Source organism: Acinetobacter sp. YH01005, from assembly GCF_013420465.1.
GTDB lineage: Bacteria > Pseudomonadota > Gammaproteobacteria > Pseudomonadales > Moraxellaceae > Acinetobacter > Acinetobacter amyesii.
This window is the reverse complement of the sequence record NZ_VOYA01000007.1, coordinates 42,720-68,190: the sequence shown is the minus strand read 5'-3', so window position 1 is coordinate 68,190 and position 25,471 is coordinate 42,720. Positions and strand designations below refer to the sequence as shown.

Genomic DNA, 25,471 nt, shown 5'->3' with positions numbered 1-25,471 from the left:
AGGTGAATCCATCAGATAAACTGCCACGTTTTTGGTCGTGCTTGATTCGTTGATGTCATTCATAAGGATCATTGCAATGAACCAATTAACGAATCTCACCGCTTCAGATCGCGCTGCTCAACATGAACAAGATGCTAAAGATCTCACTCGTATTCTCCCCGCGTCAAAGAAAGTCTATATCCAAGGCTCACGTCCAGATATTCGCGTACCAATGCGTGAGATCAGTCTTACAGATACGCCTACAGGTCTGGGTGGAGAAAAAAATCTGCCGATCATGGTTTATGACACCTCTGGTGCTTATACAGACCCCAATATTCAAATTGACCTGAATCAAGGTCTACCCAATGTCCGTGAATCTTGGATCGAGTCTCGAAATGATACGGAAATACTCGATACCTTAACTTCAAAATTTGGACAAGAGCGTCTTCGAGATATTCGTACTGCAGAGATTCGTTTTGCGCATATTTCAAAACCCCGTCGCGCTCGTCGTGGACACAATGTGTCTCAAATGCACTATGCCAAACAAGGCATCATCACCCCTGAAATGGAATACATTGCGATTCGTGAAAATCAGCGCCAGCGTGAAGGTGTAGATATGCGCCAACATGCCGGTCAAAATTTTGGCGCACGCAATTTAACTGAAATCACCCCAGAATTTGTACGTCAAGAAGTGGCTGAAGGTCGTGCCATTATCCCTGCCAACATTAACCACCCTGAATGTGAACCGATGATTATTGGTCGTAACTTCTTGGTGAAAATCAATGCCAACATTGGTAACTCAGCACTTGGTTCAAGCATCGATGAAGAAGTGGCAAAAATGACTTGGGCAACTCGTTGGGGCGCTGACACCATCATGGATTTATCGACAGGTAAAAATATCCATGAAACCCGCGAATGGATTATTCGCAACTCCCCTGTACCGATTGGCACAGTGCCGATTTACCAAGCTTTAGAAAAAGTTGATGGTGTCGCAGAGGACTTAACCTGGGAAATTTTCAAAGACACACTGATTGAACAAGCCGAGCAAGGTGTCGATTACTTTACGATTCACGCAGGCGTGTTGCTTCGTTATGTTCCACTCACCGCCAACCGTTTAACTGGTATTGTGTCACGTGGCGGATCCATCATGGCGCAGTGGTGCTTAGCGCATCATGAAGAAAACTTCCTGTATACGCATTTTGATGAAATCTGCGAAATCATGAAAGCCTATGATGTGTCATTCAGTTTAGGTGATGGTTTACGTCCGGGATGTATTCAAGATGCCAACGATGAAGCCCAATTTAGTGAATTACGCACCTTAGGTGAATTGACTCACCGGGCATGGGAGCATGATGTACAAGTCATGATTGAAGGCCCAGGCCATGTACCAATGCACATGATCAAAGAAAATATGGATCTACAACTCGAGGTTTGCAAAGAAGCGCCTTTCTATACCCTTGGACCACTCACAACCGATATTGCCCCGGGCTATGACCACATTACCTCTGCGATAGGTGCAGCAATGATTGGTTGGTACGGCACCGCGATGCTGTGTTATGTGACCCCGAAAGAGCACCTTGGTCTACCAGATAAAAAAGACGTCAAAGATGGCATTATCACCTACAAAATTGCAGCCCATGCCGCAGACCTTGCCAAAGGTCATCCCGGTGCGCAGGCTCGTGATAATGCATTATCCAAAGCACGCTTTGAATTCCGCTGGGAAGACCAATTTAATCTGAGCTTAGACCCTGATACAGCGCGCAGCATGCATGATGAAACCATGCCGAAAGAAGCACATAAATCGGCCCATTTTTGTTCCATGTGTGGACCTAAATTTTGCTCGATGAAAATCACACAAAATGTGAGAGATTATGCAAAAAATCAGCAAGATATGCAGCTTTCTTCAGAATCTAATCCTGAAATTGAAACAGGTTTACAGAGCATGAAAGCGGCCTATCATGAACATGGTCAAAAGTTGTACCACAAAGTGTAAAGCTTAAAAAAAATCTTTTGTATTCAACAAAATCTCGGTTAGGATGAAATGGAAGATTTCATCCTAATTAGCGCTTATGAATATTATTAAACAGGCCACATATAACAAAAAAGATTACAGCATTGAAGGGCGTGAACATCTTTATAAAGGCTTTATTCAAGTTGAAAAAGTTCAGCTTCGACACCGCTTATTCCATCAAGACAGCATGATTCCAACCATTCAGCGTGAATTGATTCATCGTCCTGAAGCAGCAGGTGTGCTGATCTATAGTCATCAACAACAAAAATTTGCATTAATTGAACAATTCCGCATTGGGGCGATTGATGATGAAACTTCACCTTGGCAACTTGAGATCATTGCCGGCGTGCTCGATGGTGATGAATCTGCTGAAAGCTGTATCCGCCGTGAAAGTTTGGAAGAATCAGGCTGTGAATTAGATGCGCTACAGCATTTATTTAGTTTTTATCCCTCTGCGGGTGCCTGCGCGGAATTATTCCACCTATATAGTGCTGAAGCTGAACTGCCTGAACATGGTGGAGTCTTTGGTATGCCTGATGAAGGAGAAAATATTCAATTGCATATCTTAGATTATGCTGATATTCCTGAATTATTAACCAATGGTCGGCTAAAAAACGCACCTGTCATTATGGCCTTGCAATGGTTACAACAACAAATACATACTACAAGGAATGTCTAAGGGGAAGGACATGACTTTAAGGGACACACCACAATACGACTGGACACTGATCCAGATCTCGGACACACATTTAATGGATCAGGAAGATCTTGAGTTTGTCCGCATGAATCCAGAGCAGAGTTTTCACGATGTGATTCAACAAATTCAGTTGAACCATCATCACATCGATACGCTTGTCCATACTGGCGATCTTGCACAAGTGCCGGTAGAGCGCACCTATGCGCGTTATCGCGAATATATGCAACAGCAGCCGTTTCCATTTTATCAGATTCCGGGTAACCATGACGAAGCATCTTGCTTCCCATTTCATCAACAGCAAGATCGGGCACACTGCATCGAATTAGGCAACTGGTGTCTGATTTTACTGAACAGTGCGGTCAAGGGAAAAGTGGATGGTTGGGTATCACAACAGCAGTTGGAACAATTAGACCAGTTGCTCACAACACACCCACAGCAACACATCATTGTGGCATGCCACCACCACCCTTTTGCCATGCAATCGCATTGGATAGATCAGCACAAATTAAAAAATGCTGAACATCTGATGGATGTGCTTTCACGCCATGACAATGTCAAAATTGTACTATGCGGACACGTGCATCAAGACTCATCTAATCAATGGCACAATATTCAGTTTTTATCGACACCTTCGACCAGTGTTCAGTTCAAACCGCATAGTGAAAATTTTGCCTTAGATGAAGCTTTACCGGGGTATCGTGCACTCTATCTGAATGATAATGGTGAATTTAAAACAGAAGTTGTTCGGGTCAAATTGAAACAACCTCAAATTAATGTTGAAATTTCAGGTTATTAACTTTTCAATTTGATTTTTTTGCTTTACTTTATGCCTTCTAAAGGAAAAGTGATAGTTAGAATCCAAACATCAAAGACTATCAATAAGCAGAAAAAGTCTATATGATGACGACCCCCACAGAAGGAAACTCTGTGTTGGGTGGATAAAAAACTTGCATATCACCATATTTTTTGCGTATAGATATATGCATATGATGAGGAATGCCCTATATGGCGAATGACAACCAAAATCAAGTCTTAGACGAACAAACTGATGTAGTAGACGAAAAGTCTACCAAACGCGTGCGCAAATCAAAGCCAAAGGCGACTGAAGGTGGTTCTACTGCAAGCTTATTTGGTATTGAACCTTATCAGCCTAAAAAGAATGAAGAATACATGTCTGAAGGGCAACTTGAGCATTTCCGCCACATCTTATTGGCGTGGAAAGCTGAGTTAATGTCAGAAGTAGACCGTACTTTGAATACCATGCAAGACGAAAATACTGCGCTTCCAGATGTGAACGACCGTGCAACGCAAGAAGAAGAATTTGCGATTGAACTTCGTACACGTGACCGTGAACGTAAACTGATCCGTAAAATTGAACAATCAATTGAAGCGATCAAAAATGATGACTACGGTTTCTGTGAAACGTGTGGTATCGAAATTGGTTTACGTCGCCTAGAAGCACGTCCAACAGCGACTTTATGTATCGACTGCAAAACACTTGCAGAGATCAAAGAGAAGCAAAATAACGGTTAATTCTGTGTTGAGTAATTCCTCTCTAGCCCTACCTTTAAAAAAGGGAGGGAAAGCTGCAGAGCATTACGTGGGTCGGTTTGCGCCATCGCCAACCGGCCCTTTGCATTTTGGCTCTTTAATTACAGCAGTTGCAAGCTACTGCGATGCCCGTGCCCATCAAGGGCAATGGGTGGTTCGTATCGAAGATACCGACATTCCACGTATATTTCCCGGTAGCGAAGAACATATCTTACGTTGTATTGATGCATTTCAATTCGAACCAGATACCGAGATCATTTTCCAAAAAGACCGCCTTGAAATCTATGAGCAAGTCATTGCGCATTTGCATGCACAAGGCTTGGTCTATGCCTGTCAATGCACCCGAAAAATGCTTGGTTCGAATCATATCTATCAAGGCACATGTCGCAATCTAGGCCTTCCCCTTCAGGATCAGGCCATTCGGATCAAAGTCGATGCACAGAACATTTGTTTTACCGACCGCTTACAAGGGACGCATTGCTCCAATCTGCAACAAGATTTGGGCGACTTCGTCTTAAAACGCCGTGATGGCATTATCAATTATCAACTTGCTGTCGTGGTGGATGACTACCTACAAGGGATGACCCATGTCGTACGTGGAGCTGATCTTTTGGACAATACCGAACGTCAAATTTGGCTCGGACAGGTTTTGGGTTATCCACGCCTTGAATACATGCACTTGCCATTGGCAATGAATAATCAGGGACAAAAACTGTCAAAACAGAATATGGCTCAAGCTCTTGATTTAAACCAAGCAGCACCTTTATTGCAACAAGCATTGCAGGCCCTACATCAACCGCCAGTCGACTTAGACACGCCGCGCATTATGCTACAACAGGCGATTGCGCAGTGGGATATTCAACAAATTCCCCATGGCACAGCATTGCCTCAAATCTATCAATAAACCCACATCCCTATCTGAGCCAATCACTCGATATTCAATTGAATTATGCTTTAATAAAGTGATCAATCGACCATTGGAGAGACTAATGTTTTTTATTTTTGGAGTTGGTCCGAAAACCAAAGTCATTGAAAAGAGCCAATTTACTTGCCCTGTCTGCCGCAGCAGAACTCAGTATGAGTTGAAACAGCAACGTAATTATTTTTCTTTATTTTTTATTCCATTGATTCCACTGTCTAAAGCCAAGGCGAGCTTGGTCAAATGTCTCCATTGTGGAACGGAGATGCCGGCCAGTGTACTCCACCATGCATCTCCCGATCCGCAACGAGATACGAATTTAGAAGCTTGATTCTTCTTTACTTGGGTTCACTTCTTTGGTCGTCGCATCGATCTTTAAGATCAGACTCACCATAACCGCACAGATAATCAGAGAAGACCCCCCATAACTAATAAACGGTAAGGTCAAACCCTTGGTTGGAAGCATGCCCATGTTCATGCCGGCATTCACCAAAATTTGCAGCAAGAAGATAATACTGATGCCATAAGCTAAGTAGCCTGCACGTAAGTATTGATGACGTAAAGCACGATGACCAATGCGAATACAGCAGACCAACATCACAAATGACAGCGTCAATACGGTCAAAATCCCAAAGAAGCCAAATTCTTCACCCAAAACCGCCAACATGAAGTCGGTATGTGCCTCAGGTAAATACGACATTTTTTGAATACTATGACCCAAGCCGACACCAAACCATTCACCGCGACCAAAAGCCATTAATGCATTGGACAACTGGTAGCCTGCGCCTAATGGATCATTCCATGGATTTGAGAACGACATCAAACGTTCTAAACGATAAGGTTCAAATAAAATCAAGAACACAAAGGCCATGATGATCGCACCAAAGGCAATTGCAAACTGAATCAACGGTGCACCTGCGAGGAAGAATACCCCTAGCATAGTTAAGGCAATCACCACCGTCGCCCCTAAATCTGGCTCTGCCATGACTAAACCGACAGTTGCAGCCATAATCACTGCCAATCGTACCAAGCCCTTGATGTTATTGCGGACTTCTTCGGCACGCCGTACCACATAGTCCGCGGTAAATATCGCCATCATGACTTTGGCAACTTCCGAAGCCTGTAAGGTGAAACCAGCGATCCGAATCCAACGTTTAGAACCATTGACCTCTGTCCCGACAGCCAATACAGCAGCCAGTAAGATAATCGTGATAATCCATAAAAAGAAGGTGTTGTTAAACCAGACATTTAACGGCACTTTATAGGCGATATAGGCGGCGGCGGCGGCGGCGGCAATCGAAATACCGTGTCGTGAAATGTAATGAAAGGCATTTTCATGCATGCGTTCTGCATAAGGCATCGATGCAGATGCCACCATGATCGAACCAATACACAACAATGCCAAAACACAGAACACCAGAACATTGCGCACGTTGACCTCGGCAGGTAACCGAGGAATCCAACGCTCTACAACTTCATTTATTCTATTTATGGTCGTCTGAGCCAACCCAGCCATACAACTTTCCTTATCGTTCTTTTAAACGAGTGCATTCACACAATCAACAAATTGGTGTCCACGCTCACTGTAGCCTTTAAACATATCAAAACTTGCGCACGCTGGAGACAATAACACCACATCATTGGCTACCGCATTTTGTTGGCACAGCTCAACCGCTTGTTTCAAACTTTCAGCATGAATCAGCGTGGTTGTCCCTTCAATCGCTTTTTCAATAATTGGACGATCTTCACCAATCAATACCGCAACTTTGGCATATTTTGAAAGTGAATCACGCAGTGCAGTAAAGTCCTGCCCTTTGCCTTGACCACCTAAAATAATCGCCACTTTACCGCCTTTGGCTTCAATCGCAGCACCTAGGCCATCAATCGCAGCTAAAGTCGCACCAATATTGGTACCTTTAGAGTCGTTATAATAACGAACACCATGCACTTCTTTAACAAATTCACAGCGGTGCTCTAAACCTTTAAAGGTTTTCAAAGTTTCCAACATGCCCTCTAGTGGCAAACCAATCGCTTCACCCAAAGCTAAACATGCCAAGGCGTTTGCCACATTATGAGTCCCTTGAATATACATGTCTGTACTTTTCAGTAACCGCTCACGACCACGTGCCAACCAAATTGTGCCATCAGTATCACGTAAAATACCGAACTGATTCATATCTGGTGCATTTAGGCCAAAGCTTTGCATTGGAGTAATATCTGGAACCAATGGACGTGTTAATGAGTCATCACGGTTATACACGACTTTTTTCACCGCTTGGAAAATACGATGCTTCGCAGTGTGATAGCCCATCATATCGCCATGACGGTCCAAATGGTCTTCACTCATGTTCAACACAACAGCCACTTCTGCGGCCAAGTTCGACGTGGTTTCTAATTGAAAACTTGAAAGCTCTAAAACATAAAGCTCTGGATCATCTTTGGTGAGATCCAAAGCTGGACGCCCTAAGTTGCCACCCACTGCCACTTTTTTTCCTGCATCTGCTGCCATAAGACCAAATAAAGTCGTTACGGTACTTTTCGCATTCGAACCTGTAATTGCGACAATCGGCTTATCTGTCGCACGACGTAAAATTTGAATTTCTGAAACCACAGGAATGTTGGCTGCAATGGCCGCCTGAATTTGCGGTAATTTTGGATCTAGCCCCGGGCTGATAATAATTTCTTCTGCTTGGAGTAATAAATCTTGGTCCAACTGACCGAAACTGGTTTGTACATCACTTGGAATTTGATCATGACCCGGTGGGACTGCTCGTGAATCGGTGACTGCAACGCGGTAGCCATGGCTATGTAAGAAATTCACTGCGGAAACACCAGAAATCCCTAATCCGGCAACAACCTTCAATCCACCACGCTGTATTAACATTTTCGCCCCATTTTTTGGTCGGTTTTTAAATCTGACAAAATGTTAGCACTTTGCTGTTTTGAATGCTTTTTATGTTTTCACTTTCTCGCAGTTTTTTTGTGTCCGCTCGTAAAAAAACCGCCCGTACCGGGCGGTTTCTTCAAGCAACTGGCGGTGAGCTTATTTCCATTTCACCGCTTGTACTTCAGCTTTTTTTACAGATGGATTATCCGAAGCTGAACATCCACAACCGCCTGCACAGCCTGCGGCCATTTTTGGCTTTAACCATTTGGCTAGACTGTTCCAACCACGGTTTACACAATGCTCAGATAAAGTTGTGAAGACTGAGTTCGATGTTTTTGGGAATACCTTCTTAAACACCACGACAGCACTCCAAATCACCAATACCGCAATAATTATTGATTCAAGCATGTCTCTCTCCTTTGTTCAGCTTTTGCCATTCACAATTCACGATCCAAAATAGCGTGTTGCAATTTGATACGTGATGAATGCCATTAGATAAGCCAAACCAAATAAATAGATGGTCATGAAACTCACCGTTTTCAAGGAGCCAGTTTCACGTTTAACTGTTGCCAGTGTCGCCAAGCAATGTGGCGCATAAATAAACCACACCAATAATGATAAACCGGTTGCCAATGACCAACCCAATGACCCATCACTACTAATTAAATTTGCCAGACCTTGAGACATGGCATCGTCGTCTGTTGCAGACAAGGCATACACCGTACCCAATGCCGCTACAACAACTTCACGTGCAGCCATCGCTGGAATTAAGGCAATACAGATCTGCCAATTAAAACCTAATGGTGCAAAAATCGGTTGTAATACATGCCCAAGCATACCTGCCAATGAATAATCAATATCCGGCAAGGTTGCGCCTTCTGGCGGTTGCGGGAAGGTACACAAGAACCATAACAAAATCGATAAAGCGAAGATGATGCCACCAACACGTTTCAAGAAGATCTTGGCACGGTCCAGTAAACCAATCCAAACACTCTTAATATCTGGGAAACGGTAGCTTGGAAGTTCCATCAATAAGGCATGCTGTGATTTATCTTTTTGGAAGAATTTCAGCACTGTTGCCACAATTAAGGCACTCACAATCCCTGCTGCATATAATGCAAATAGCACCAAGCCTTGTAAGTTAAAGACGCCCCAGACCATTTGCTGTGGAATAAATGCTGAGATCAGCAAGGCATAAACCGGTAAACGTGCCGAACAGGTCATCAATGGCGCAACTAAAATCGTGACCAGACGATCTCGGGGGTCTTGAATACTCCGAGTTGCCATGATGCCCGGTACAGCACAGGCAAAGCTCGACAGCAAAGGAATAAAAGCACGACCACTCAGTCCGGCTTTAAACATCAGCTTATCTAGCAAGAATGCTGCACGTGGTAAATAACCTGATTCTTCTAAAACCAAAATAAAGAAGAATAAGATAATAATTTGTGGGAGGAAGACAATTACGCCACCCGCACCTTCAATAATCCCTTTAACAACCAAGCTCTGTAGTAATGGATTGGAAATCATGCCACCTGCGGCTTCACCAACCCAATCCTGCACCCATTCAATACCTTCCATAAACGGCGCAGCCCACGCAAACACCGCTTGGAAGATAATAAACATCATCACCGCTAAGGTAATTAAACCAAAGACTGGATGTAAAAAAATTTTATCGAGGAAGTCTGAGCGTTTATCTTCATGATCAACAAACACCACTACGTCTTTTAAAATTTGTTCAATTTTTTCGTGGTTAGTCCCAGAAAGATTGGTATCACTTAATGATGCATCTGGTTTTCTGAAACCTTCAGCATCCAAAGCACCCATTAAGTTTTCAATACCCGCATTACGTACAGCAACGGTTTCTACGACAGGCACACCCAAACGCTGAGACAGCTTTTGGGTATTGATTTGCATGCCACGACGACGTGCTTCATCCATCATGTTGAGGACAAGTAAAATTGGACGACCCAAATCGATCATTTCCATGACCAAACCGAGGTGCAATTTTAAGTTTGTCGCATCAACTACACATAAAAAGACATCTTGATGCCCTTCTTCTGCAATTTTACCTTGCACGACATCACGCGTAATGGCTTCATCAGGACTCGTCGCTTCTAGGCTATACGTCCCCGGCAAATCCAAAACTCGAACAGATTTACCCGATGGCAACGTAAATTGACCAACTTTACGCTCAACCGTTACCCCAGCATAGTTCGCAACTTTCTGACGTGTACCCGTTAAATGATTGAATAATGAAGTTTTACCACAGTTTGGATTACCAACGAGGGCAATACGTAACGCATCACTCATGCTGATGCCCCTTCCATTGCTATTTCCACTTTTTCAGCTTCTATTTTTCGCAGTGCGAAACGAGTAAACCCAACTTGAATTAAAATCGGGTCACCACCAAAAATACCTTTGGTAATCACCTGTACTTTTGTTCCGGGAACAAAACCCAAAGTCTCTAAACGGCTAGCGACTAAATCAGCCGGAGCATTGTTGCCATTCTGGTTACGATGTACCTTATGAATGACTGCGCTTTGTTTCACTTTCAAATCAGATAATCGCACGCAACTAACCCTAAAAAATTTTGAACATTATACAAACAAATGAGAATAATTAACAAATCGGATTCGATTTCAATTCTCATTTAACAATCTAGCATCGACACGACTATTTTTTTAAATTACATTGCATTAAACCATTGTGATTTCTTGGTTTAATTTCAAAAATGAGCGGCACATGTTAAATAAAAAACCACGAATCCCGACCCCAGTCCAAATTCCAGAAACACTCAGTTTTTTACACGGATATCGTGATGATTTAATAGCTCAAACCGTCAGTCCACACACTCGAAATGCATATTTATCTGATTTAATTCAATGCAGTGAGTGTCATACGCATGTCATGACTGATTGGAGCAGTGACGACATTTCAGATGTCTTGCTCAGCCTGACTAAACAAGGAAAAAGTCCACGCTCGATCGCCCGCTCACTTTCTGCACTGCGTTCATTTTTCAAGTTCTTACGCGAACAAAAAATACGCAGCGACAATCCAGTTGCAATCCACAAAACACCCAAATTGGGTCGTGCCCTACCAAAGGATTTATCTGAAGCAGATGTTGAAGCCCTGATTAATGCCCCAGACCTCAACACCGCATTGGGTCTACGTGATCGTGCCATGCTCGAAGTGCTGTATGCCTGTGGTTTACGTGTCTCTGAGTTATTAAATTTAAGATTAGAACTGATCAATCTGAAACAAGGCTATTTACGGATTACCGGTAAAGGCAATAAAGAGCGCTTAGTTCCTTTAGGTCAAATGGCGGTGGAATGGATCGAGAAATATTTAGCTGAAGCACGTCCCGTCTTATACAAAAGCGCAACCGATGCTTTATTTCTCACTCAACTCGGTGGAATGATGAGTCGCCAAAACTTTTGGTACGCGATTAAACGCTATGCGCTCATTGCAGGTATTCAAGCCGAATTATCACCACATACCTTGCGTCATGCCTTTGCCACGCATTTGCTCAACCACGGTGCCGACTTACGTGTCGTGCAGATGCTGCTCGGCCACAGTGACTTGTCTACCACGCAAATTTATACCCATGTCGCGCAAGTTCGTATGCAAAAATTACATGCAGACTATCATCCAAGAGCTTAACGGCAGGAAATATCAGACCAAGAAGTTCTATCGTGCCCGATATTTTTTGCTATGCTTACTCACCTGTTTGATAAAGCTAAAAGAAAAGGGTTGTTTATGTTATTTACCCGTTCAAAAATTTTTCTCGCATCGACACTTGTTGCCAGTATGGCGTTAGTGGCTTGTTCTAATTCAAATAATGACGAAAAGAAAGACGCGACATTAACGGCAAGTACACCTGCAACTGGTGAAGCTTCGAATTTATCTGAACGTAATGCTCAGCAGCGTTTAATTGATACTTTGCAATCCAATTTGCAAAAAGCCAATATCAATGCCAAAGTCACTGGGGTGAAAGCGACTGAAGTTCCTAATTTGTTTTGGGTGAGTTTTGAAGGCATGCCTGCAGTCTATGCTACAGCTGATGGTAAATACATTTTCCAAGGCGACGTGGTTCGTTTGGGTGAAAAACAACTCTTTAATGTAGGCGATACGCTACAAGCAGACGCCAACAAAAAACTATTTGATCAATTAAAAACCGAAGACTTACTAATCTATAAAGCCAAAGGTAAAACCAAACACGTGGTTTATGTGTTTACCGATGTCAGCTGTCCTTATTGCCATAAGTTACATGAACAAATGGATGATATTAATGCCCGTGGCATTGAAGTCCGTTACATCGCTTGGCCACGTGGTGAACAACACATGCCAATGATGGAAACTATCTGGTGTAGCAAAGACCGTCGTGCCGCATTTGATAAAGCCATTGCCGGTGAGCAAATCGAGCCAGCATCATGTAAAAACCCAGTGCGCAGCATGTATGAAATGGGTCTAAATATTGGTGTGAATGGTACGCCAGCGATCTATAACGCAGAAGGCAAACACATCGGTGCTTACATGTCGGCTTCCGAACTTGAAAGTGCGCTTAAATAACTAATTTTTATAGGCTAAATGAATGTTTTTTATGGGTGGGAATAAAGTGATTTCTACCCTAGAGTCCGAACGTTTTTTTAGCTATGATCTAAACTCACTTAAAGCAATGATGAAATAAATGGAGTGTGACGTGAAACCAGTTCGTCTGGCAATCCTCGGTCTTGGTACTGTGGGTGGTGGTGCCCTTAAACTACTAAAAGAAAATGCTGCTGAGATTAAACGTCGCACCGGTCGTGAAATTGAAATTACCCATGTGGGTACGCGTCGCCCTCGTCCTGATTTAGAACTACCTGCTTCAGTGAAGCAAAGTGCTGATTTATTAGATATCGTCCGTCAACCCGATGTAGACGTTGTGGTTGAAGTTATGGGCGGCATTCACCCTGCGTATGAAGTAATTCGTGAAGCAATCGTTCATGGCAAACAAGTGGTTACAGCCAACAAAGCTTTATTAGCTGAACACGGCAATGAATTATTTAAATTGGCCGATGATCATCACGTTCAGATTGCTTATGAAGCAGCTGTCGCAGGCGGTATCCCAATTATTAAAGTCCTCCGTGAAGGTTTGGCAGCCAATAAAATTGACTGGCTTGCAGGTATTATTAACGGTACAGGTAACTTTATCCTGACTGAAATGCGTGAAAAAGGTCGTGCCTTTGCAGACGTTCTCAAAGAAGCGCAAGAACTCGGTTATGCCGAAGCAGATCCAACTTTCGACGTCGAAGGAATCGATGCAGCGCACAAGTTAACATTGCTGGCTTCTATTGCTTTTGGTATCCCACTCCAGTTTAACAAAGTCTTCACTGAAGGCATCAGCAAAGTCACTGCGCAAGATGTCAAATATGCAGAAGACCTTGGTTTCCGTATTAAACATTTAGGTATTGCACGTCGTGCTGCAACGGGTATTGAGCTTCGTGTTCATCCAACGCTGATCCCTGAAGACCAACTGATTGCCAATGTAAATGGCGTTAAAAATGCTGTATTGGTTCAAGCCAATGCTGTTGGTCCAACGCTTTACTATGGCGCAGGCGCAGGTGCAGGCCCGACAGCATCAGCGGTGGTTGCTGACGTTGTCGATATTGTCCGTGACATCTCATATACCGAAGATGGCGCTGGTACAATTCCACAGCTTGCTTTTGAAGCACTGACCGATTTACCAATTCTTCCACGTGAAGAAATGACCACAGGATACTACATCCGTATTAATGCCGAAGATCAAACTGGCGTTCTTGCTGATGTCACTACGATTTTAAGCCGTGCAGGAATCAGCATCGATGCGATCATGCAACAGCCGCGCTTAAAAGACCTTATTCCTATCGTGATTCTGACTGATCCAGTCAAAGAATCTAAAATGGATGAAGCCCTTCAACAAATTCAAGCATTGCCTGTCATTCATGGCGAAATTGTACGAATTCGTTTAGAATCGCTTGATAATTAATCGGGTCGAGGGGAATATTTCAGTTCCTCTCGCCAAGCTCTACACACAATTGGAACATCATCATGTCTAATGCCAATCGTTATACTGGTTTAGTTGACCGCTATCGCGACCGTTTACCCGTATCTGCAACTACTCGCGCAATTTCTTTGGGCGAAGGTAATACGCCACTGATTAAGCTTGAGAACATTCCACGCATTATTGGCAAAAATGTTGAAATTTATGTGAAGTACGAGGGCTTAAACCCGACTGGTTCATTTAAAGACCGTGGTATGACCATGGCCGTAACAAAAGCAGTGGAAGCAGGCTCAAAAGCGATTATTTGTGCCTCTACAGGTAATACATCTGCTGCCGCAGCGGCGTATGCTGCACGTGCGGGTATTAAAGCATTCGTGTTAATCCCAGAAGGCAAAATTGCCATGGGTAAAATGGCACAAGCGATGATGTATGGCGCGGTAACGATGCAAATCCACGGTAACTTCGATGACGGTATGCGTCTTGTAAAAGAAGTTGCGGATCAAGCACCAGTTACGATTGTAAACTCAATCAACCCATACCGTCTGCAAGGTCAAAAAACCATTGCTTACGAAATCGTGGATGAGTTAGGTCGTGCACCAGACTACCACTGCCTACCTGTAGGTAATGCGGGTAACATCACAGCACATTGGATGGGTTATACCGAAGCTGTGGCGAATCAGCCTAAAGAAGAATTTGTACAAGTAGTTTATGATCCTGAAACTGATCAATTCACAGGTCCAAAACCTGCGGGTCTACCAACAATGGTGGGTTACCAAGCTGCTGGCGCGGCACCATTCCTACGCGGCGCACCTGTAGAAAACCCTGAAACTGTAGCAACTGCGATCCGTATTGGTAATCCACAAAGCTGGAACCATGCTAAAGCCGTAGTCCGCGACTCAGAAGGTTGGTTTGACGAACTGCAAGATGCTGAAATCTTAGAAGCACAGCGTCTACTATCTATGTACGAAGGTGTATTCGTAGAACCTGCTTCTGCAGCTTCTATCGGTGGCGCGATTCGTGACATCAAAGCAGGTAAAATTGCTGAAGGTTCTGTGATCGTATGTACTGTAACAGGTAACGGTTTAAAAGATCCTGACACTGCCATCAAGCAATGCCAAGATGCCGTAATGTTGTCGATTGATGCAACTATGGATCAAGTTCGTGATTCAATTCTGTCAAATATGTAATTTATATGCTGACTGAATAAAAAAAAGCCCTGCTCTTGCAGGGCTTTTTTTATATCTTGCATTCACTTCAGCATTTAAACGTTGAGTAAATCTAAATACTGAAAGAATGAAAAATCTGAAATCTTGTTAAATACGTTTTGGTAACTGGCTCGCCCAGTTCATTAAACGAGTCGCATCATTGGTTCGTGCCACTGAAGAATCCGCACCCAATAACACCACCACCGCTGGACGGTTATTCAGTGTGGTATGCATCACAACACAGCGCCCTGCTTCATTAATAAATCCTGTTTTTGAAATATTAATATTCCAACCACCATTACGCACTAAAGCATTAGTATTGTTTGATTTCAACACGCGGTAGCCCAAATTAAAGTCATAACTTGGTGTGGTTGAAAATTGACGAATCAAACCATACTGCGAAGCGGTATTCACCAAAATCCCCAAGTCACGTGCCGAAGCGACATTGCCTGGGTGCAAGCCAGTCGATTCCATATAATGAGTCGAGTTCATCCCTAATGAGCGTGCTTTCGCATTCATCGCTGAAATAAATGCAGAACGACCACCTGGATAAGTACGTGCTAATGCCGAAGCCGCTGGGTTTTCAGATTTCATCAAAGCAAATAGCAAAGCTTCTGCGCGGTTCATACTGTCGCCAGCACGCAGCGTTGAACTTGAGCTTTTACAGCCTGAACATGAGAAATCAGACTGTTGTAAGGTAATCTTTTCAGACATGTTTAATCGGGCATCTGAAATCACTACTGCTGTCATGAGTTTGGTAATTGATGCAATCGGTAAAGCGGTATTGCTATTTTTGCTATATAGCACTTCACCAGTTTGACCATCCATAACCAGTGCTGCACGCGCATTTACAGAGGGCTGTCCTGCGTATTGATTGGTATCAATAATACGGACCGTTTTCGATGGTGCTGTCTGTACCACACCGCCTGTACTACGTACAGAAGTAGTCACTTTCGTTGACCCTTGAGGAGATGGCTCTTCAGCGCTATAAGACACGTCACCGTTGAGTAACTGGTTTGCATCTTCAGATGACCAGCTAATATTTGACTGCTGATTTGCAGCACTATTCATCACAATTTCAGCAGAACTGAAACTGCTCATACTGAATAAAATTGACATGCCCAAAACGTGCATGAAGGATTTATTTAATTTTTTCACCATTGCTCACTCAACTCAGGATACTAAACATTTGCGCAAGACCAGCAATATGCCGTACATTGGTCACAACTACGAACATTTTTTGCTCACACATTGTGTATGAAGTTTTTCATTTCATATAAGAATAGGATTGCTAATTTTGTCGTTTCATTGCAAGCTTATTTTGCTTTATGTAACAAAAAAAACAGATTTTGATTTGAGGGAGAGTGTAGGTGATCACAGTTTTGGTGGTAGATGACCATGAATTAGTCCGTACTGGTATTTGCCGTATGCTCGAAGACCATGCAGATGTCCAAGTCATTGGACAAGCCGAATCGGGTGAAGATGCGATTACACTTGTTCGCCAACACCATCCAAATGTCGTTCTATTAGATGTCAATATGCCGGGGATCGGAGGTGTAGAAACCACACGTCGCCTACTTCAAACAGCGCCAGATACAAAAGTCCTCGCAGTCAGTGGACTTGCTGAAGAACCCTACCCGTCTTTATTGTTAAAAGCAGGTGCCAAAGGCTATATCACCAAAGGTGCACCAGTTACTGAAATGGTCCGTGCGATTAATAAAGTGATGCAAGGTGGCAAATATTTCAGTGCAGACATTGCGGAACAACTGGCTAGCTCATATTTGTCTGATACACAACAATCACCTTTTGACGCCCTGTCTGAGCGTGAAATGCAAGTTGCCATGATGGTGGTCAATTGTATTAGTGCACAAGAAATTTCCGATAAATTATTTGTTAGCGTTAAAACGGTGAATACCTACCGTTACCGCATTTTTGAAAAACTGAATATTGATAGTGATGTCAAACTAACTCACTTGGCGATTCGCTACGGGTTAATCAAACCTTAACACAACGTACATCCTGTTACTTATGACACAGCGTTCAATTCATAGTGAATTGAACCAGTATCATTTAGGCCTTTGGTACAGTGCTTATCGCTTTATCATCAGTGCCTGTCTGTTACTGGTCTTTTTACTGACCTACACTCAATTCAGTTCAGATTATGAATACCCACGTTTATACCTATATGTATTGACGATTTATTTGCTGTTTACCAGCATTCAATTCATGTCACTTGGACGTTTCAAAGTCCGGATCCCAAACCAGTTACTACTGTTATTCATTGTAGATGTCATTTCGCTGAGCTTACTGACCTTAGCCATCGATGGACCCAATTTACATTTGAGTTTGCTGTTTGTGATTACGATTTTTGCAGCATCCCTGTTATTAGATGCCCAAAAAGCTTTGGTCATCACCCTCATCGCTGTGATTTGCGTGGTGTATCAACTGTTTTTAGGTTCAATTCTTGAATTTACCTCACTCAAAAATTTAACCAACAGTGCGATTTTGGCTTTTTTATTTTGTGTGGTGTATGGCAGTGCGCAAATTGCCGTGAAACGTTTCCAGTTACTAGAAAATCTGAATTTTTCGCAATCCTTAGAGCTACATCGACTACAAAACATTAACCGCTATATCTTGGAGCAGATTGATACGGGCTATTTGGTGTTGGATGAAAACTGTCATGTGGTGCTGAGTAATCCTGCTGCTTGCCATTTACTCGGCATGCCAAATTTTTATCATCATGATCAATATCCACTGTATACCACGCAGCCCGATTTATTTGAATTACTCAAATTTGAAGATTTAAAAAGCGGTGAAAAATTCCAATTTGAATCCCAACAAAGCCAATACCACATTCAGGTACTCGTACAAAAACTCGTTGTGCCGCATCAAATGCTGACCTTGCTGATTTTACAAGATGCACAAAAACTCAATCAGCAAGTGCAACAACTAAAATTAGCCGCTTTAGGGCAACTCTCCGCCAGTATTGCACATGAAATTCGTAATCCTTTAGCGGCGATTGTGCATGCCAATGATTTATATCCGCAAAGTGATACCGAACAACAGCACATGTTGAATCATATGATTTCACGTCAAGCGGTGCGGATTGACCGAATTATTCAAGACACGCTAAATATGGTGCGTAATAAAGAAACCCACCCTACTCGTCTGAATTTAGAACAATTTTTACCGCTGTTCCTGCACGAAGATCTGGCAGACATTCAACAGAACATTCGGCTCAATGTACAGGCCAAAACCTTGATCGATTTTGATGAGGCACAGTTTAGACAAATTTTAATCAACCTGATTCGTAATGCGATTCGCCATAACAATCCGGACATGTCGTATATCGAAGTGGTGGCGCGTACGGATCAGAAAAAAGTCCAGATCGATGTCCGAGATTTCGGTCATGGGGTTGCTTTACAAAACCGCGCACAGTTATTTCAACCATTTTTTAGTACCGAAATTACTGGAACTGGTTTAGGATTATATCTTGCTCATAGCTTCTGTGAAGCGAATCAAGCACAGCTTTCCTATGTAGAAAAAAAACAGGGAGCTTGCTTTAGGATTGAGTGCTTACAAGCTGTTATTTAATTGTTTTTAGGGGAAAACTGTGGATTCACAACCACTGGTATTGTTAGTTGATGACGAAGAAGACTTATGTATGCTGATGCAGATGTCTTTATCAAGGATGGGGGTTAAAACGCATGTTGCACATCGCCTCGACGAAGCTAAAAAAGCCTTGTCTACCTATAGCTACGATGCCTGCCTAACCGATCTCAACTTACCCGATGGTAATGGTCTACAGCTCTTAGATTGGATGAATGAACACTGTCCTACACTTCCTGTTGCTGTGCTAACAGCCTATGGCAACATGGACATTGCCATTGCCGCATTAAAGGCGGGAGCATTCGATTTTGTCAGCAAACCGATCAATCCCAAACATCTTGAACAACTGCTACAAAAAGCCCTGAATAAGCCATTGGCTGAAGACATTACTTCGCAAGATGCTTTAGAACATAAAATGTTGATTGGTGAATCGCTTCCAATCCAGCAATTGCGTCGAACCTTAAAGAAAATTGCACGTTCACAAGCACCTGTTTTTATTACGGGTGAATCTGGTACGGGTAAAGAGGTCGTAGCCAATCTGGTTCACCGTTTAAGCAACCGTAATGAAGGGCCCTTTATTGCCATTAACTGTGGGGCAATTCCCACAGAGTTAATGGAAAGTGAACTTTTTGGCCATAAAAAAGGCAGCTTTAGTGGTGCCACCCAAGACAAACAAGGTCTGATTCAATCTGCACATGGCGGTAGCTTATTTCTGGATGAAATTGCCGAACTACCTTTAGCCATGCAAGTTAAATTGCTACGCGCAGTACAGGAAAAACGTATTCGTCCTGTAGGTTCAGACTGTGAAATTGATGTCGACTTCCGTGTGATCAGCGCCAGCCATCAGGACTTAGAAGCACTCGTCCAACAAGGTCGCTTCCGCCAAGATTTATTCTTCCGCATCCATGTGATGGATTTAGTGTTGCCTGCCTTACGTGAACGTGGCGACGATATCCTCTTATTGGCTCAACATTTTATTCAAAAAATTAGCCATGAATGGGAAATTGCTACTAAGCCTCTAACTGAACGTGCGAAGAGTTTCCTGCTCAGCCAATATTATCCAGGTAATGTGCGTGAACTCCGCAATATTATCGAACGCGCTATGACCCTCTGCGATGATGATCAGATTGATCTTCAACATCTGCAAAGTGCGCCATTAAGACAACCAAGTGCTCAGTTCAATTCCGCTCCAACAACGAATGAATCCGCTCAGCTTGCTGCAAACAGCAACGAACAGAGTGTGGTCCCTCGCAAACTACCTGAAGAAGGCTTAGAGCTCTTTTTAGAAAATATCGAAAAAGAAGTGCTCATGAATGCGTTGAACATCACCCACTGGAACCGAACCCTTGCCGCAAAAAAATTAGGCATGTCATTCCGTTCATTGCGCTATCGTTTGAAAAAATTCGGTTTAGATACCGAAGACGAAGAGTAAAAGTTTTCCAGCGTATTGCTGTTTATTTTTGATTCAGCAATAACTCTGCAACATGATCGACATAGTGATCTTCACGTGCATCATGTTGCAGCGGATAGTTATAGTCTGGCTGCACTCCAATTCCTTCAATCATTTTGCCATTCGGTGTCAGATATTGCGACACAGTCATTTGTAAAGCCGCACCATTACTCAATGGAAATAGTTTTTGAACCACACCTTTACCATAACTTTTCTCACCCGCTACCCATGCACGTTTATGCTCTTTTAATGCTGCGGTAAAGACCTCTGCGGCAGAAGCAGAACGATTGTTGATTAAAATACCAACTTTCATATTTTGAAATTCAAAACTCGGTAAAGCCTGAAACTGTTGGTCACCCTCAGATCGACTTCGAGTCGACACAATAATGCCCTGATTCAAAAATAAATCGGCAGACTCCACTGCTGCGGACAATAACCCACCGGGGTTATTTCTTAAATCAAACAATACAGCTTTGACACGTGAACCGTGACTTTCAATTAAACGCTTAATTTCATTGGCTGTATCTTGTTGAAAAACTTTTACGTGTAAAACTAAAACCTGATTATTTAATAATTTAGATTCTATATCTGTTTCAACTTTAGTGTTTCTGACCAAATTAACCGGTTGACTTGCAGTTATCAACTGTAGATTCAGCGTCGATCCGATACTGCCTGTGAGCAGGTGTCGCACTTGATCTTGATTAAGTTTTTTGAGTTCTTGATCATCAATTTTAAACACCGCCGCGCCATTTTTCAGACCTAGCTTTGCTGAATCGGCATCAGGCTTTAAATTGGTGATGACCCATTGCTGTAAACCTACATCAAAGCGCAAATTGAAATCGACACTCGCAATATCCCCTTCAGTGTATTGCAAAAGCTGCTTATAGTCTTCAGGTGAAAGATATCGTGAATAGCGGTCTAAACCACTGACCATGCCTTTGATGGCTTGTTGGAATAATGCATCGTCATTTTTTTCAACGACATAATTTTCTTTGACAATGCCATAGATCTGAACAAATTGTTGGATTGATTCGACAGGTACTTCGGCATAACTTTGTTCATAGCTGCCATCAAATTCATCGAAAGCCGACTTTGCTTTGTCGGCTCCCCATGTCGAATGACTAGAACACAGCAGCAAGGCTGTAAGGCTTACAACTGACATCCAGTGTGCTTTAGTCATTCATGCTTCCTTACATTTTAAGCTTCAAGAGTAATCAAGTTACGACCTTGCATTTCTGTTGGTACAGGAATGTGCATAAGCGTTAAAAGTGTCGGCGCTACGTCAGCCAAAACACCACCTTCTGCAATTGTTGCATTGGTCGGACCAACATAGATAAACGGCACAAGTTCAGTGGTATGTTGAGTATGCACCTGACCACTTTGATAATCCTGCATTTGCTCTACGTTACCATGATCGGCGGTCACTAGCATGTGACCTTTATTTGCCATCACAGCTTCATATACACGACCTAGGCACGTGTCTACGGCTTCAACCGCTTTGACTGCTGCATCAAATACACCAGTATGACCAACCATATCACCATTGGCATAGTTCACCACCAGTAAGTCGTACTCACCTGAATTAATTGCGGCAACCAATTCATCAGTGACTTCATAAGCACTCATTTCTGGTTTTAAATCATAAGTCGCAACGTTTGGTGATGGAATCAAAATACGTTTTTCACCCGGATATTCATCTTCACGACCACCACTGAAGAAGAAGGTCACGTGTGCATATTTTTCAGTTTCAGCAATACGAAGTTGTGTTTTACCCAAATTAGACAGGTATTCACCAATCGAGTTATGCAACGCTTCTGGCATATAAGCCACAGGTGCATCAATTGTTGCTTGGTAACGTGTCAACATGACAAATTTTGATAAAGCGGGAACCACTTTACGTTCAAAACCTGCAAAATCTTTTTCCACAAATGCTTTGGTAATTTCACGCGCACGGTCAGCACGGAAGTTCATAAAGACAACGCTATCACCATCTTGAATCGGTGCTAAATCACCAATACGCGTCGCTTTCACAAATTCATCTGATTCTTCAGCAGCATAAGCCTGCTCTAGACCTTCAACAGCGGTCGCTGCTGTACGCACTGCTTCACCTTCAGTTAAAAGACGATAGGCTTGCTCAACACGATCCCAACGGTTGTCACGATCCATTGCAAAGTAGCGACCAATCATGGTGGCAATACGACCTTGACCCGGATACTGAGCAAACAGTGCATCTAATTTTTCAAGCGAAGGTTGTGCACTTTTTGGCGGTGTATCACGACCATCAAGGAATGCATGAAGATAAACTTTTGCACCGCGTTTTAATGCCAATTCAGCCATCGCCGCAATGTGATCTTCATGTGAATGCACACCACCTTCAGACAACAAGCCCATAATATGTACAGCACGATTTGCTGTTTTGGCTTTTTCGACCGCATCGACTAAAACGTCATGTTCAAAGAACGCACCGGTACGAATATCTTTGGTAATACGAGTAAAGTCTTGATACAGCACACGTCCTGCACCAAGGTTCATGTGACCCACTTCAGAGTTACCCATTTGACCATCAGGTAAACCAACGTCTTCGCCAGAGCCTGAAATCAATCCATGCGGATGCTTTTCCTGCATTGCAGTCAAGTTTGGTCGTTTTGCTGCTAAAAAGGCATTGTCCTCGACCGCTTCGCGATGACCCACACCATCCATAATTACCAATACGTGTGGGATTTTGCCAGCAGTTGCATCCGTCATAATGAACACTCTTTCGTTTATAAATTAATCATACTATCTTACCGAATTTTCGGTGAAGACTCTATGTGACAACCATGGTTTATCTAGGTCATCAACATTGTTTTACTCAATCTTGCATGCACTTAACGTGCGCGGTGCAGCAGGTAGCCACCCGCTACAAACATCAAAATAATCGGTATAAAGACGAACCATGCAGGCGATGGTGCGTACACCAAACTTGCATAACCTAAGAAATCTTGTAAGTAGTAAAAGCCCAGTCCAGCAAATAAGGCAATCACTAAGCGGAAACCCATCGACTGTTGACGTAAAGGTCCAAAAATAAAAGAACACGCGATCACCACCAAGGCAATTAAAGCAAAGGGTGAACCAAACTTTTGCCAAAACGCCAATTGGTAAGTCTTCGGGACTTGGCTATATTCATGCATATAGCTCATAAAGCTCACCAATTGACTCGGTGATAGGTCTTCAGGGTCAATGGTAACCATATGCACATATTTAGGTTGCAACGCCAATGAAAGCGGCTGTTCAGCATTTTGCTTCGCCACGGCATCACCCGTCGCTAAGAGATCGACTTGGGTTGAATTTTGTAGCGACCAAGAGCCATTTTTGACAAAATTCCCTTGCTCCGCATCCAAAGTGCCTCGCAAACGATATTTTTCATCAAAATCAATAACCTGAACATCTTTAATTTGACCTTGCGAATTGGCATAGTCAATATAAATAAAGCGCTGACCTTCACGCGACCAATAGCCTTTGACTTCGCCCAGTTCAGCCGCAGTGCGGTGACTTTTGACGCTTTTGGCTTGTTCATTGGTATAGGGAATGACCCATTCGCTTAATGCAAAGGATAAAACCACCAAAATGAGTGCCGAACGAATCACCCAGCCCACAATCCGCCAAAGGCTGATGCCGACCGAACGCATCACAATCAATTCACTGTTTGAAGCTAGAGTCCCTAAACCCAGTACCGCTCCAATCAAGGCTGAAATTGGTAAAATTTCATATAAATAATTCGGTGAACTCCATAACACATACTGCAAAGCATTCCATGCGTTATAGCCTTCTTTCAGCGAGCCCAATTCACCTAAATAAGTAAAAAGCACTTGTAAGCCAGCCAATACCGCGGTCGAACCAAGCATGGCTAAAGCAGTAGTTTTGGTCACATGTTTTGCAACTATACGACGTGCCAACATTTTAAGACCTCACTCGCTGAATTTGTTTCTTAATTTTGGGCGCTAATTTTTGTTTACGCGAGAACAATGCTGCTGCAATACCGTAAATCACTAAGACCAGTGGATAAGCCCAGATGCCCATTTCATCTTTACTGATTCGCGTTTTGATCGCCATTAAAGCTACGATTAAACTGGCAAAAATAAGTAAGGCTGGGAACAGTTTTAGGTAACGCCCTTGACGAGGACTTACCTCAGACAAAGCGGTGGCAAGCAATAACGCCACCAAAATAGCGAACGGCACAAAAATTCGCCAACCAAGTTCACTGGCAACCACAGGATCATGACGGTTATCCCATAACTTCGAGGTTGGCAAAGCTTCTACTTCGGTACTTTCAAATTTTGCTTCTTTATCATTTTCTAAACGTAAACGATAGTTTTGGAATTCAGCTTGAGAATAGCGTGGTTGTCCCGGATAGATTTCGTAACGGCGACCTTCAACTAAGTCAACCACATTGGCATTATCATTGGGCACTTCGACGCGGGTCGCTTCTTTTGCCAAAATAATGACATCAGGCTTACCCTCTTTTTCTGCACGCTGATAAAAGAAAATATCTTTTAAGTTTTTACGGTCTTCTGACAAGTCCCCTGCATAAATGGTATAGGGCCCAGAGGAAATAAACTCTTTTGGTCGAACCAAGTCAAAGCCTGTTCGTACCGCTTGCGAAGTCGTTAATGCTTCAAACTGACGGATGCCCCAAGGCGAAGCCCACAGCATCAAAAATGCTTGAACAGCCATAAAGACCACAGTCATCGGCACCAATAAACGTGACAATTGATTTCGACTGACACCACTACCATTGAGCACAGCCATTTCATGATCGACATACAGACGACCAAAGACCAACATCAGACCAATAAAGAAACCGAGCGGAAGAATTAAGGTTAAAAATTCAGGCAAACGGTAGCCAATAATGCTAAATAAAATACTTGCATCTAAACGACCTTGCGCCGCCACACCAAAGTACTTGATCAAACGACCACCCATCATGATCAAGGTCAATAAGGCAATCACAACCAGTGATGTCGACACCACTTGCTTGACCAGATAACGCCGAATAATCAAATTAATTCTTCCAAAAATAGGGCCAATAAAAACTAGCGTTAGTTTACCCGAATGTAGAAAATATAAAACCTATACCCTTGTTGCTCATTGAAACTCTATTCATA

Annotated in this window: 23 protein-coding genes; 13 read left to right on the top strand and 10 right to left on the bottom strand. The window is 43.0% G+C overall.

Annotation, left to right across the window (positions count from 1 at the left end; genetic code table 11):
• The first annotated feature begins 76 nt into the window (after positions 1–76).
• From thiC to FTT72_RS06470, 6 genes are all read left to right on the top strand, one after another.
• Positions 77–1,972 (top strand): phosphomethylpyrimidine synthase ThiC, encoded by a 1,896-nt coding sequence (gene thiC / locus FTT72_RS06495; RefSeq protein WP_078189435.1) that lies wholly within the window; start codon positions 77–79, stop codon positions 1,970–1,972.
• A 76-nt stretch (positions 1,973–2,048) separates the two neighbouring features.
• Entirely contained in the window at positions 2,049–2,669 is a 621-nt protein-coding gene (locus FTT72_RS06490) for an NUDIX domain-containing protein (RefSeq protein WP_078192575.1), read from the top strand.
• 10 nt (positions 2,670–2,679) lie between these two features.
• Positions 2,680–3,483 (top strand): 3',5'-cyclic-AMP phosphodiesterase, encoded by an 804-nt coding sequence (cpdA, locus tag FTT72_RS06485; RefSeq protein ID WP_180010667.1) that lies wholly within the window; start codon positions 2,680–2,682, stop codon positions 3,481–3,483.
• A 209-nt stretch (positions 3,484–3,692) separates the two neighbouring features.
• Positions 3,693–4,220: an RNA polymerase-binding protein DksA gene (gene dksA / locus FTT72_RS06480; protein ID WP_078189438.1), complete on the top strand. Its 528-nt coding sequence runs from the start codon at positions 3,693–3,695 to the stop codon at positions 4,218–4,220.
• Between the two features lie 4 nt (positions 4,221–4,224).
• Positions 4,225–5,142, top strand: a complete 918-nt coding sequence (gene gluQRS, locus FTT72_RS06475) for a tRNA glutamyl-Q(34) synthetase GluQRS (RefSeq protein ID WP_373686896.1) — start codon at positions 4,225–4,227, stop codon at positions 5,140–5,142.
• A gap of 85 nt (positions 5,143–5,227) precedes the next feature.
• Positions 5,228–5,488: a zinc-ribbon domain-containing protein gene (locus FTT72_RS06470; protein ID WP_078189439.1), complete on the top strand. Its 261-nt coding sequence runs from the start codon at positions 5,228–5,230 to the stop codon at positions 5,486–5,488.
• On the opposite strand, the gene ftsW is transcribed toward FTT72_RS06470, so the two are convergent.
• From ftsW to FTT72_RS06445, 5 genes are all read right to left on the bottom strand, one after another.
• Entirely contained in the window at positions 5,477–6,673 is a 1,197-nt protein-coding gene (gene ftsW / locus FTT72_RS06465) for a putative lipid II flippase FtsW (RefSeq protein ID WP_180004691.1), read from the bottom strand. The two genes, FTT72_RS06470 and ftsW, sit on opposite strands and share 12 nt — an antisense overlap.
• A gap of 21 nt (positions 6,674–6,694) precedes the next feature.
• Entirely contained in the window at positions 6,695–8,041 is a 1,347-nt protein-coding gene (gene murD / locus FTT72_RS06460) for a UDP-N-acetylmuramoyl-L-alanine--D-glutamate ligase (RefSeq protein WP_180010671.1), read from the bottom strand.
• Between the two features lie 159 nt (positions 8,042–8,200).
• Positions 8,201–8,452 (bottom strand): DUF6587 family protein, encoded by a 252-nt coding sequence (locus FTT72_RS06455; RefSeq protein ID WP_180010673.1) that lies wholly within the window; start codon positions 8,450–8,452, stop codon positions 8,201–8,203.
• Between the two features lie 36 nt (positions 8,453–8,488).
• Positions 8,489–10,354, bottom strand: coding sequence for a ferrous iron transporter B (locus FTT72_RS06450; protein WP_180010675.1), 1,866 nt, complete (start codon positions 10,352–10,354; stop codon positions 8,489–8,491).
• Positions 10,351–10,614 carry a FeoA family protein gene (locus FTT72_RS06445; protein WP_111884859.1) on the bottom strand — a complete coding sequence of 88 codons (264 nt, stop codon included), beginning with the start codon at positions 10,612–10,614 and terminating at the stop codon, positions 10,351–10,353. The genes FTT72_RS06450 and FTT72_RS06445 overlap by 4 nt, the downstream gene beginning before the upstream one ends.
• Before the next feature lie 172 nt (positions 10,615–10,786).
• Here FTT72_RS06445 and xerD point away from each other — a divergent pair, with 172 nt between their 5' ends.
• From xerD to thrC, 4 genes are all read left to right on the top strand, one after another.
• Positions 10,787–11,704, top strand: coding sequence for a site-specific tyrosine recombinase XerD (xerD, locus tag FTT72_RS06440; RefSeq protein WP_180010677.1), 918 nt, complete (start codon positions 10,787–10,789; stop codon positions 11,702–11,704).
• Between the two features lie 96 nt (positions 11,705–11,800).
• A complete protein-coding gene (locus FTT72_RS06435) occupies positions 11,801–12,613 on the top strand; it encodes a DsbC family protein (RefSeq protein ID WP_180010679.1) in 813 nt (270 codons plus the stop codon).
• A 130-nt stretch (positions 12,614–12,743) separates the two neighbouring features.
• Positions 12,744–14,048, top strand: coding sequence for a homoserine dehydrogenase (locus FTT72_RS06430; RefSeq protein WP_180008061.1), 1,305 nt, complete (start codon positions 12,744–12,746; stop codon positions 14,046–14,048).
• A gap of 62 nt (positions 14,049–14,110) precedes the next feature.
• Positions 14,111–15,250, top strand: a complete 1,140-nt coding sequence (gene thrC / locus FTT72_RS06425; protein WP_078189447.1) for a threonine synthase — start codon at positions 14,111–14,113, stop codon at positions 15,248–15,250.
• 126 nt (positions 15,251–15,376) lie between these two features.
• On the opposite strand, the gene FTT72_RS06420 is transcribed toward thrC, so the two are convergent.
• Positions 15,377–16,426, bottom strand: coding sequence for a serine hydrolase (locus tag FTT72_RS06420; protein ID WP_180004717.1), 1,050 nt, complete (start codon positions 16,424–16,426; stop codon positions 15,377–15,379).
• A gap of 212 nt (positions 16,427–16,638) precedes the next feature.
• Here FTT72_RS06420 and FTT72_RS06415 point away from each other — a divergent pair, with 212 nt between their 5' ends.
• The 3 genes from FTT72_RS06415 to FTT72_RS06405 are packed head-to-tail and all read left to right on the top strand — an operon-like array spanning position 16,639 to position 20,309.
• Positions 16,639–17,274 (top strand): response regulator, encoded by a 636-nt coding sequence (locus FTT72_RS06415; protein WP_078189449.1) that lies wholly within the window; start codon positions 16,639–16,641, stop codon positions 17,272–17,274.
• A gap of 22 nt (positions 17,275–17,296) precedes the next feature.
• On the top strand, positions 17,297–18,862 hold the full coding sequence (locus FTT72_RS06410) for a PAS domain-containing sensor histidine kinase (RefSeq protein ID WP_180010681.1): 1,566 nt from the start codon (positions 17,297–17,299) through the stop codon (positions 18,860–18,862).
• A gap of 19 nt (positions 18,863–18,881) precedes the next feature.
• Positions 18,882–20,309 (top strand): sigma-54 dependent transcriptional regulator, encoded by a 1,428-nt coding sequence (locus FTT72_RS06405; protein ID WP_180010683.1) that lies wholly within the window; start codon positions 18,882–18,884, stop codon positions 20,307–20,309.
• A gap of 22 nt (positions 20,310–20,331) precedes the next feature.
• Here FTT72_RS06405 and FTT72_RS06400 read toward each other — a convergent pair whose 3' ends face one another.
• The 4 genes from FTT72_RS06400 to lptF all read right to left on the bottom strand — a co-directional run bounded on the left by FTT72_RS06400 (position 20,332) and on the right by lptF (position 25,367).
• Positions 20,332–21,507, bottom strand: coding sequence for a S41 family peptidase (locus tag FTT72_RS06400; RefSeq protein WP_168378227.1), 1,176 nt, complete (start codon positions 21,505–21,507; stop codon positions 20,332–20,334).
• A 17-nt stretch (positions 21,508–21,524) separates the two neighbouring features.
• Positions 21,525–23,072 carry a 2,3-bisphosphoglycerate-independent phosphoglycerate mutase gene (gene gpmI / locus FTT72_RS06395; protein ID WP_180178060.1) on the bottom strand — a complete coding sequence of 516 codons (1,548 nt, stop codon included), beginning with the start codon at positions 23,070–23,072 and terminating at the stop codon, positions 21,525–21,527.
• Between the two features lie 122 nt (positions 23,073–23,194).
• A complete protein-coding gene (lptG, locus tag FTT72_RS06390; protein ID WP_180178059.1) occupies positions 23,195–24,265 on the bottom strand; it encodes an LPS export ABC transporter permease LptG in 1,071 nt (356 codons plus the stop codon).
• A 1-nt stretch (position 24,266) separates the two neighbouring features.
• Entirely contained in the window at positions 24,267–25,367 is a 1,101-nt protein-coding gene (gene lptF / locus FTT72_RS06385; RefSeq protein ID WP_180039927.1) for an LPS export ABC transporter permease LptF, read from the bottom strand.
• Positions 25,368–25,471 lie beyond the last annotated feature (104 nt).

Coding starts and splice junctions, on each gene's coding strand:
- FTT72_RS06490 (WP_078192575.1), top strand. CDS start 2,049: ATGAATATTATTAAACAGGCCACATATAACAAAAAAGATTACAGCATT.
- thiC (WP_078189435.1), top strand. CDS start 77: ATGAACCAATTAACGAATCTCACCGCTTCAGATCGCGCTGCTCAACAT.
- FTT72_RS06410 (WP_180010681.1), top strand. CDS start 17,297: ATGACACAGCGTTCAATTCATAGTGAATTGAACCAGTATCATTTAGGC.
- dksA (WP_078189438.1), top strand. CDS start 3,693: ATGGCGAATGACAACCAAAATCAAGTCTTAGACGAACAAACTGATGTA.
- xerD (WP_180010677.1), top strand. CDS start 10,787: ATGTTAAATAAAAAACCACGAATCCCGACCCCAGTCCAAATTCCAGAA.
- gpmI (WP_180178060.1), bottom strand. CDS start 23,072: ATGACGGATGCAACTGCTGGCAAAATCCCACACGTATTGGTAATTATG.
- FTT72_RS06470 (WP_078189439.1), top strand. CDS start 5,228: ATGTTTTTTATTTTTGGAGTTGGTCCGAAAACCAAAGTCATTGAAAAG.
- cpdA (WP_180010667.1), top strand. CDS start 2,680: ATGACTTTAAGGGACACACCACAATACGACTGGACACTGATCCAGATC.
- lptG (WP_180178059.1), bottom strand. CDS start 24,265: ATGTTGGCACGTCGTATAGTTGCAAAACATGTGACCAAAACTACTGCT.
- thrC (WP_078189447.1), top strand. CDS start 14,111: ATGTCTAATGCCAATCGTTATACTGGTTTAGTTGACCGCTATCGCGAC.
- ftsW (WP_180004691.1), bottom strand. CDS start 6,673: ATGGCTGGGTTGGCTCAGACGACCATAAATAGAATAAATGAAGTTGTA.
- murD (WP_180010671.1), bottom strand. CDS start 8,041: ATGTTAATACAGCGTGGTGGATTGAAGGTTGTTGCCGGATTAGGGATT.
- FTT72_RS06450 (WP_180010675.1), bottom strand. CDS start 10,354: ATGAGTGATGCGTTACGTATTGCCCTCGTTGGTAATCCAAACTGTGGT.
- FTT72_RS06435 (WP_180010679.1), top strand. CDS start 11,801: ATGTTATTTACCCGTTCAAAAATTTTTCTCGCATCGACACTTGTTGCC.
- FTT72_RS06455 (WP_180010673.1), bottom strand. CDS start 8,452: ATGCTTGAATCAATAATTATTGCGGTATTGGTGATTTGGAGTGCTGTC.
- FTT72_RS06400 (WP_168378227.1), bottom strand. CDS start 21,507: ATGACTAAAGCACACTGGATGTCAGTTGTAAGCCTTACAGCCTTGCTG.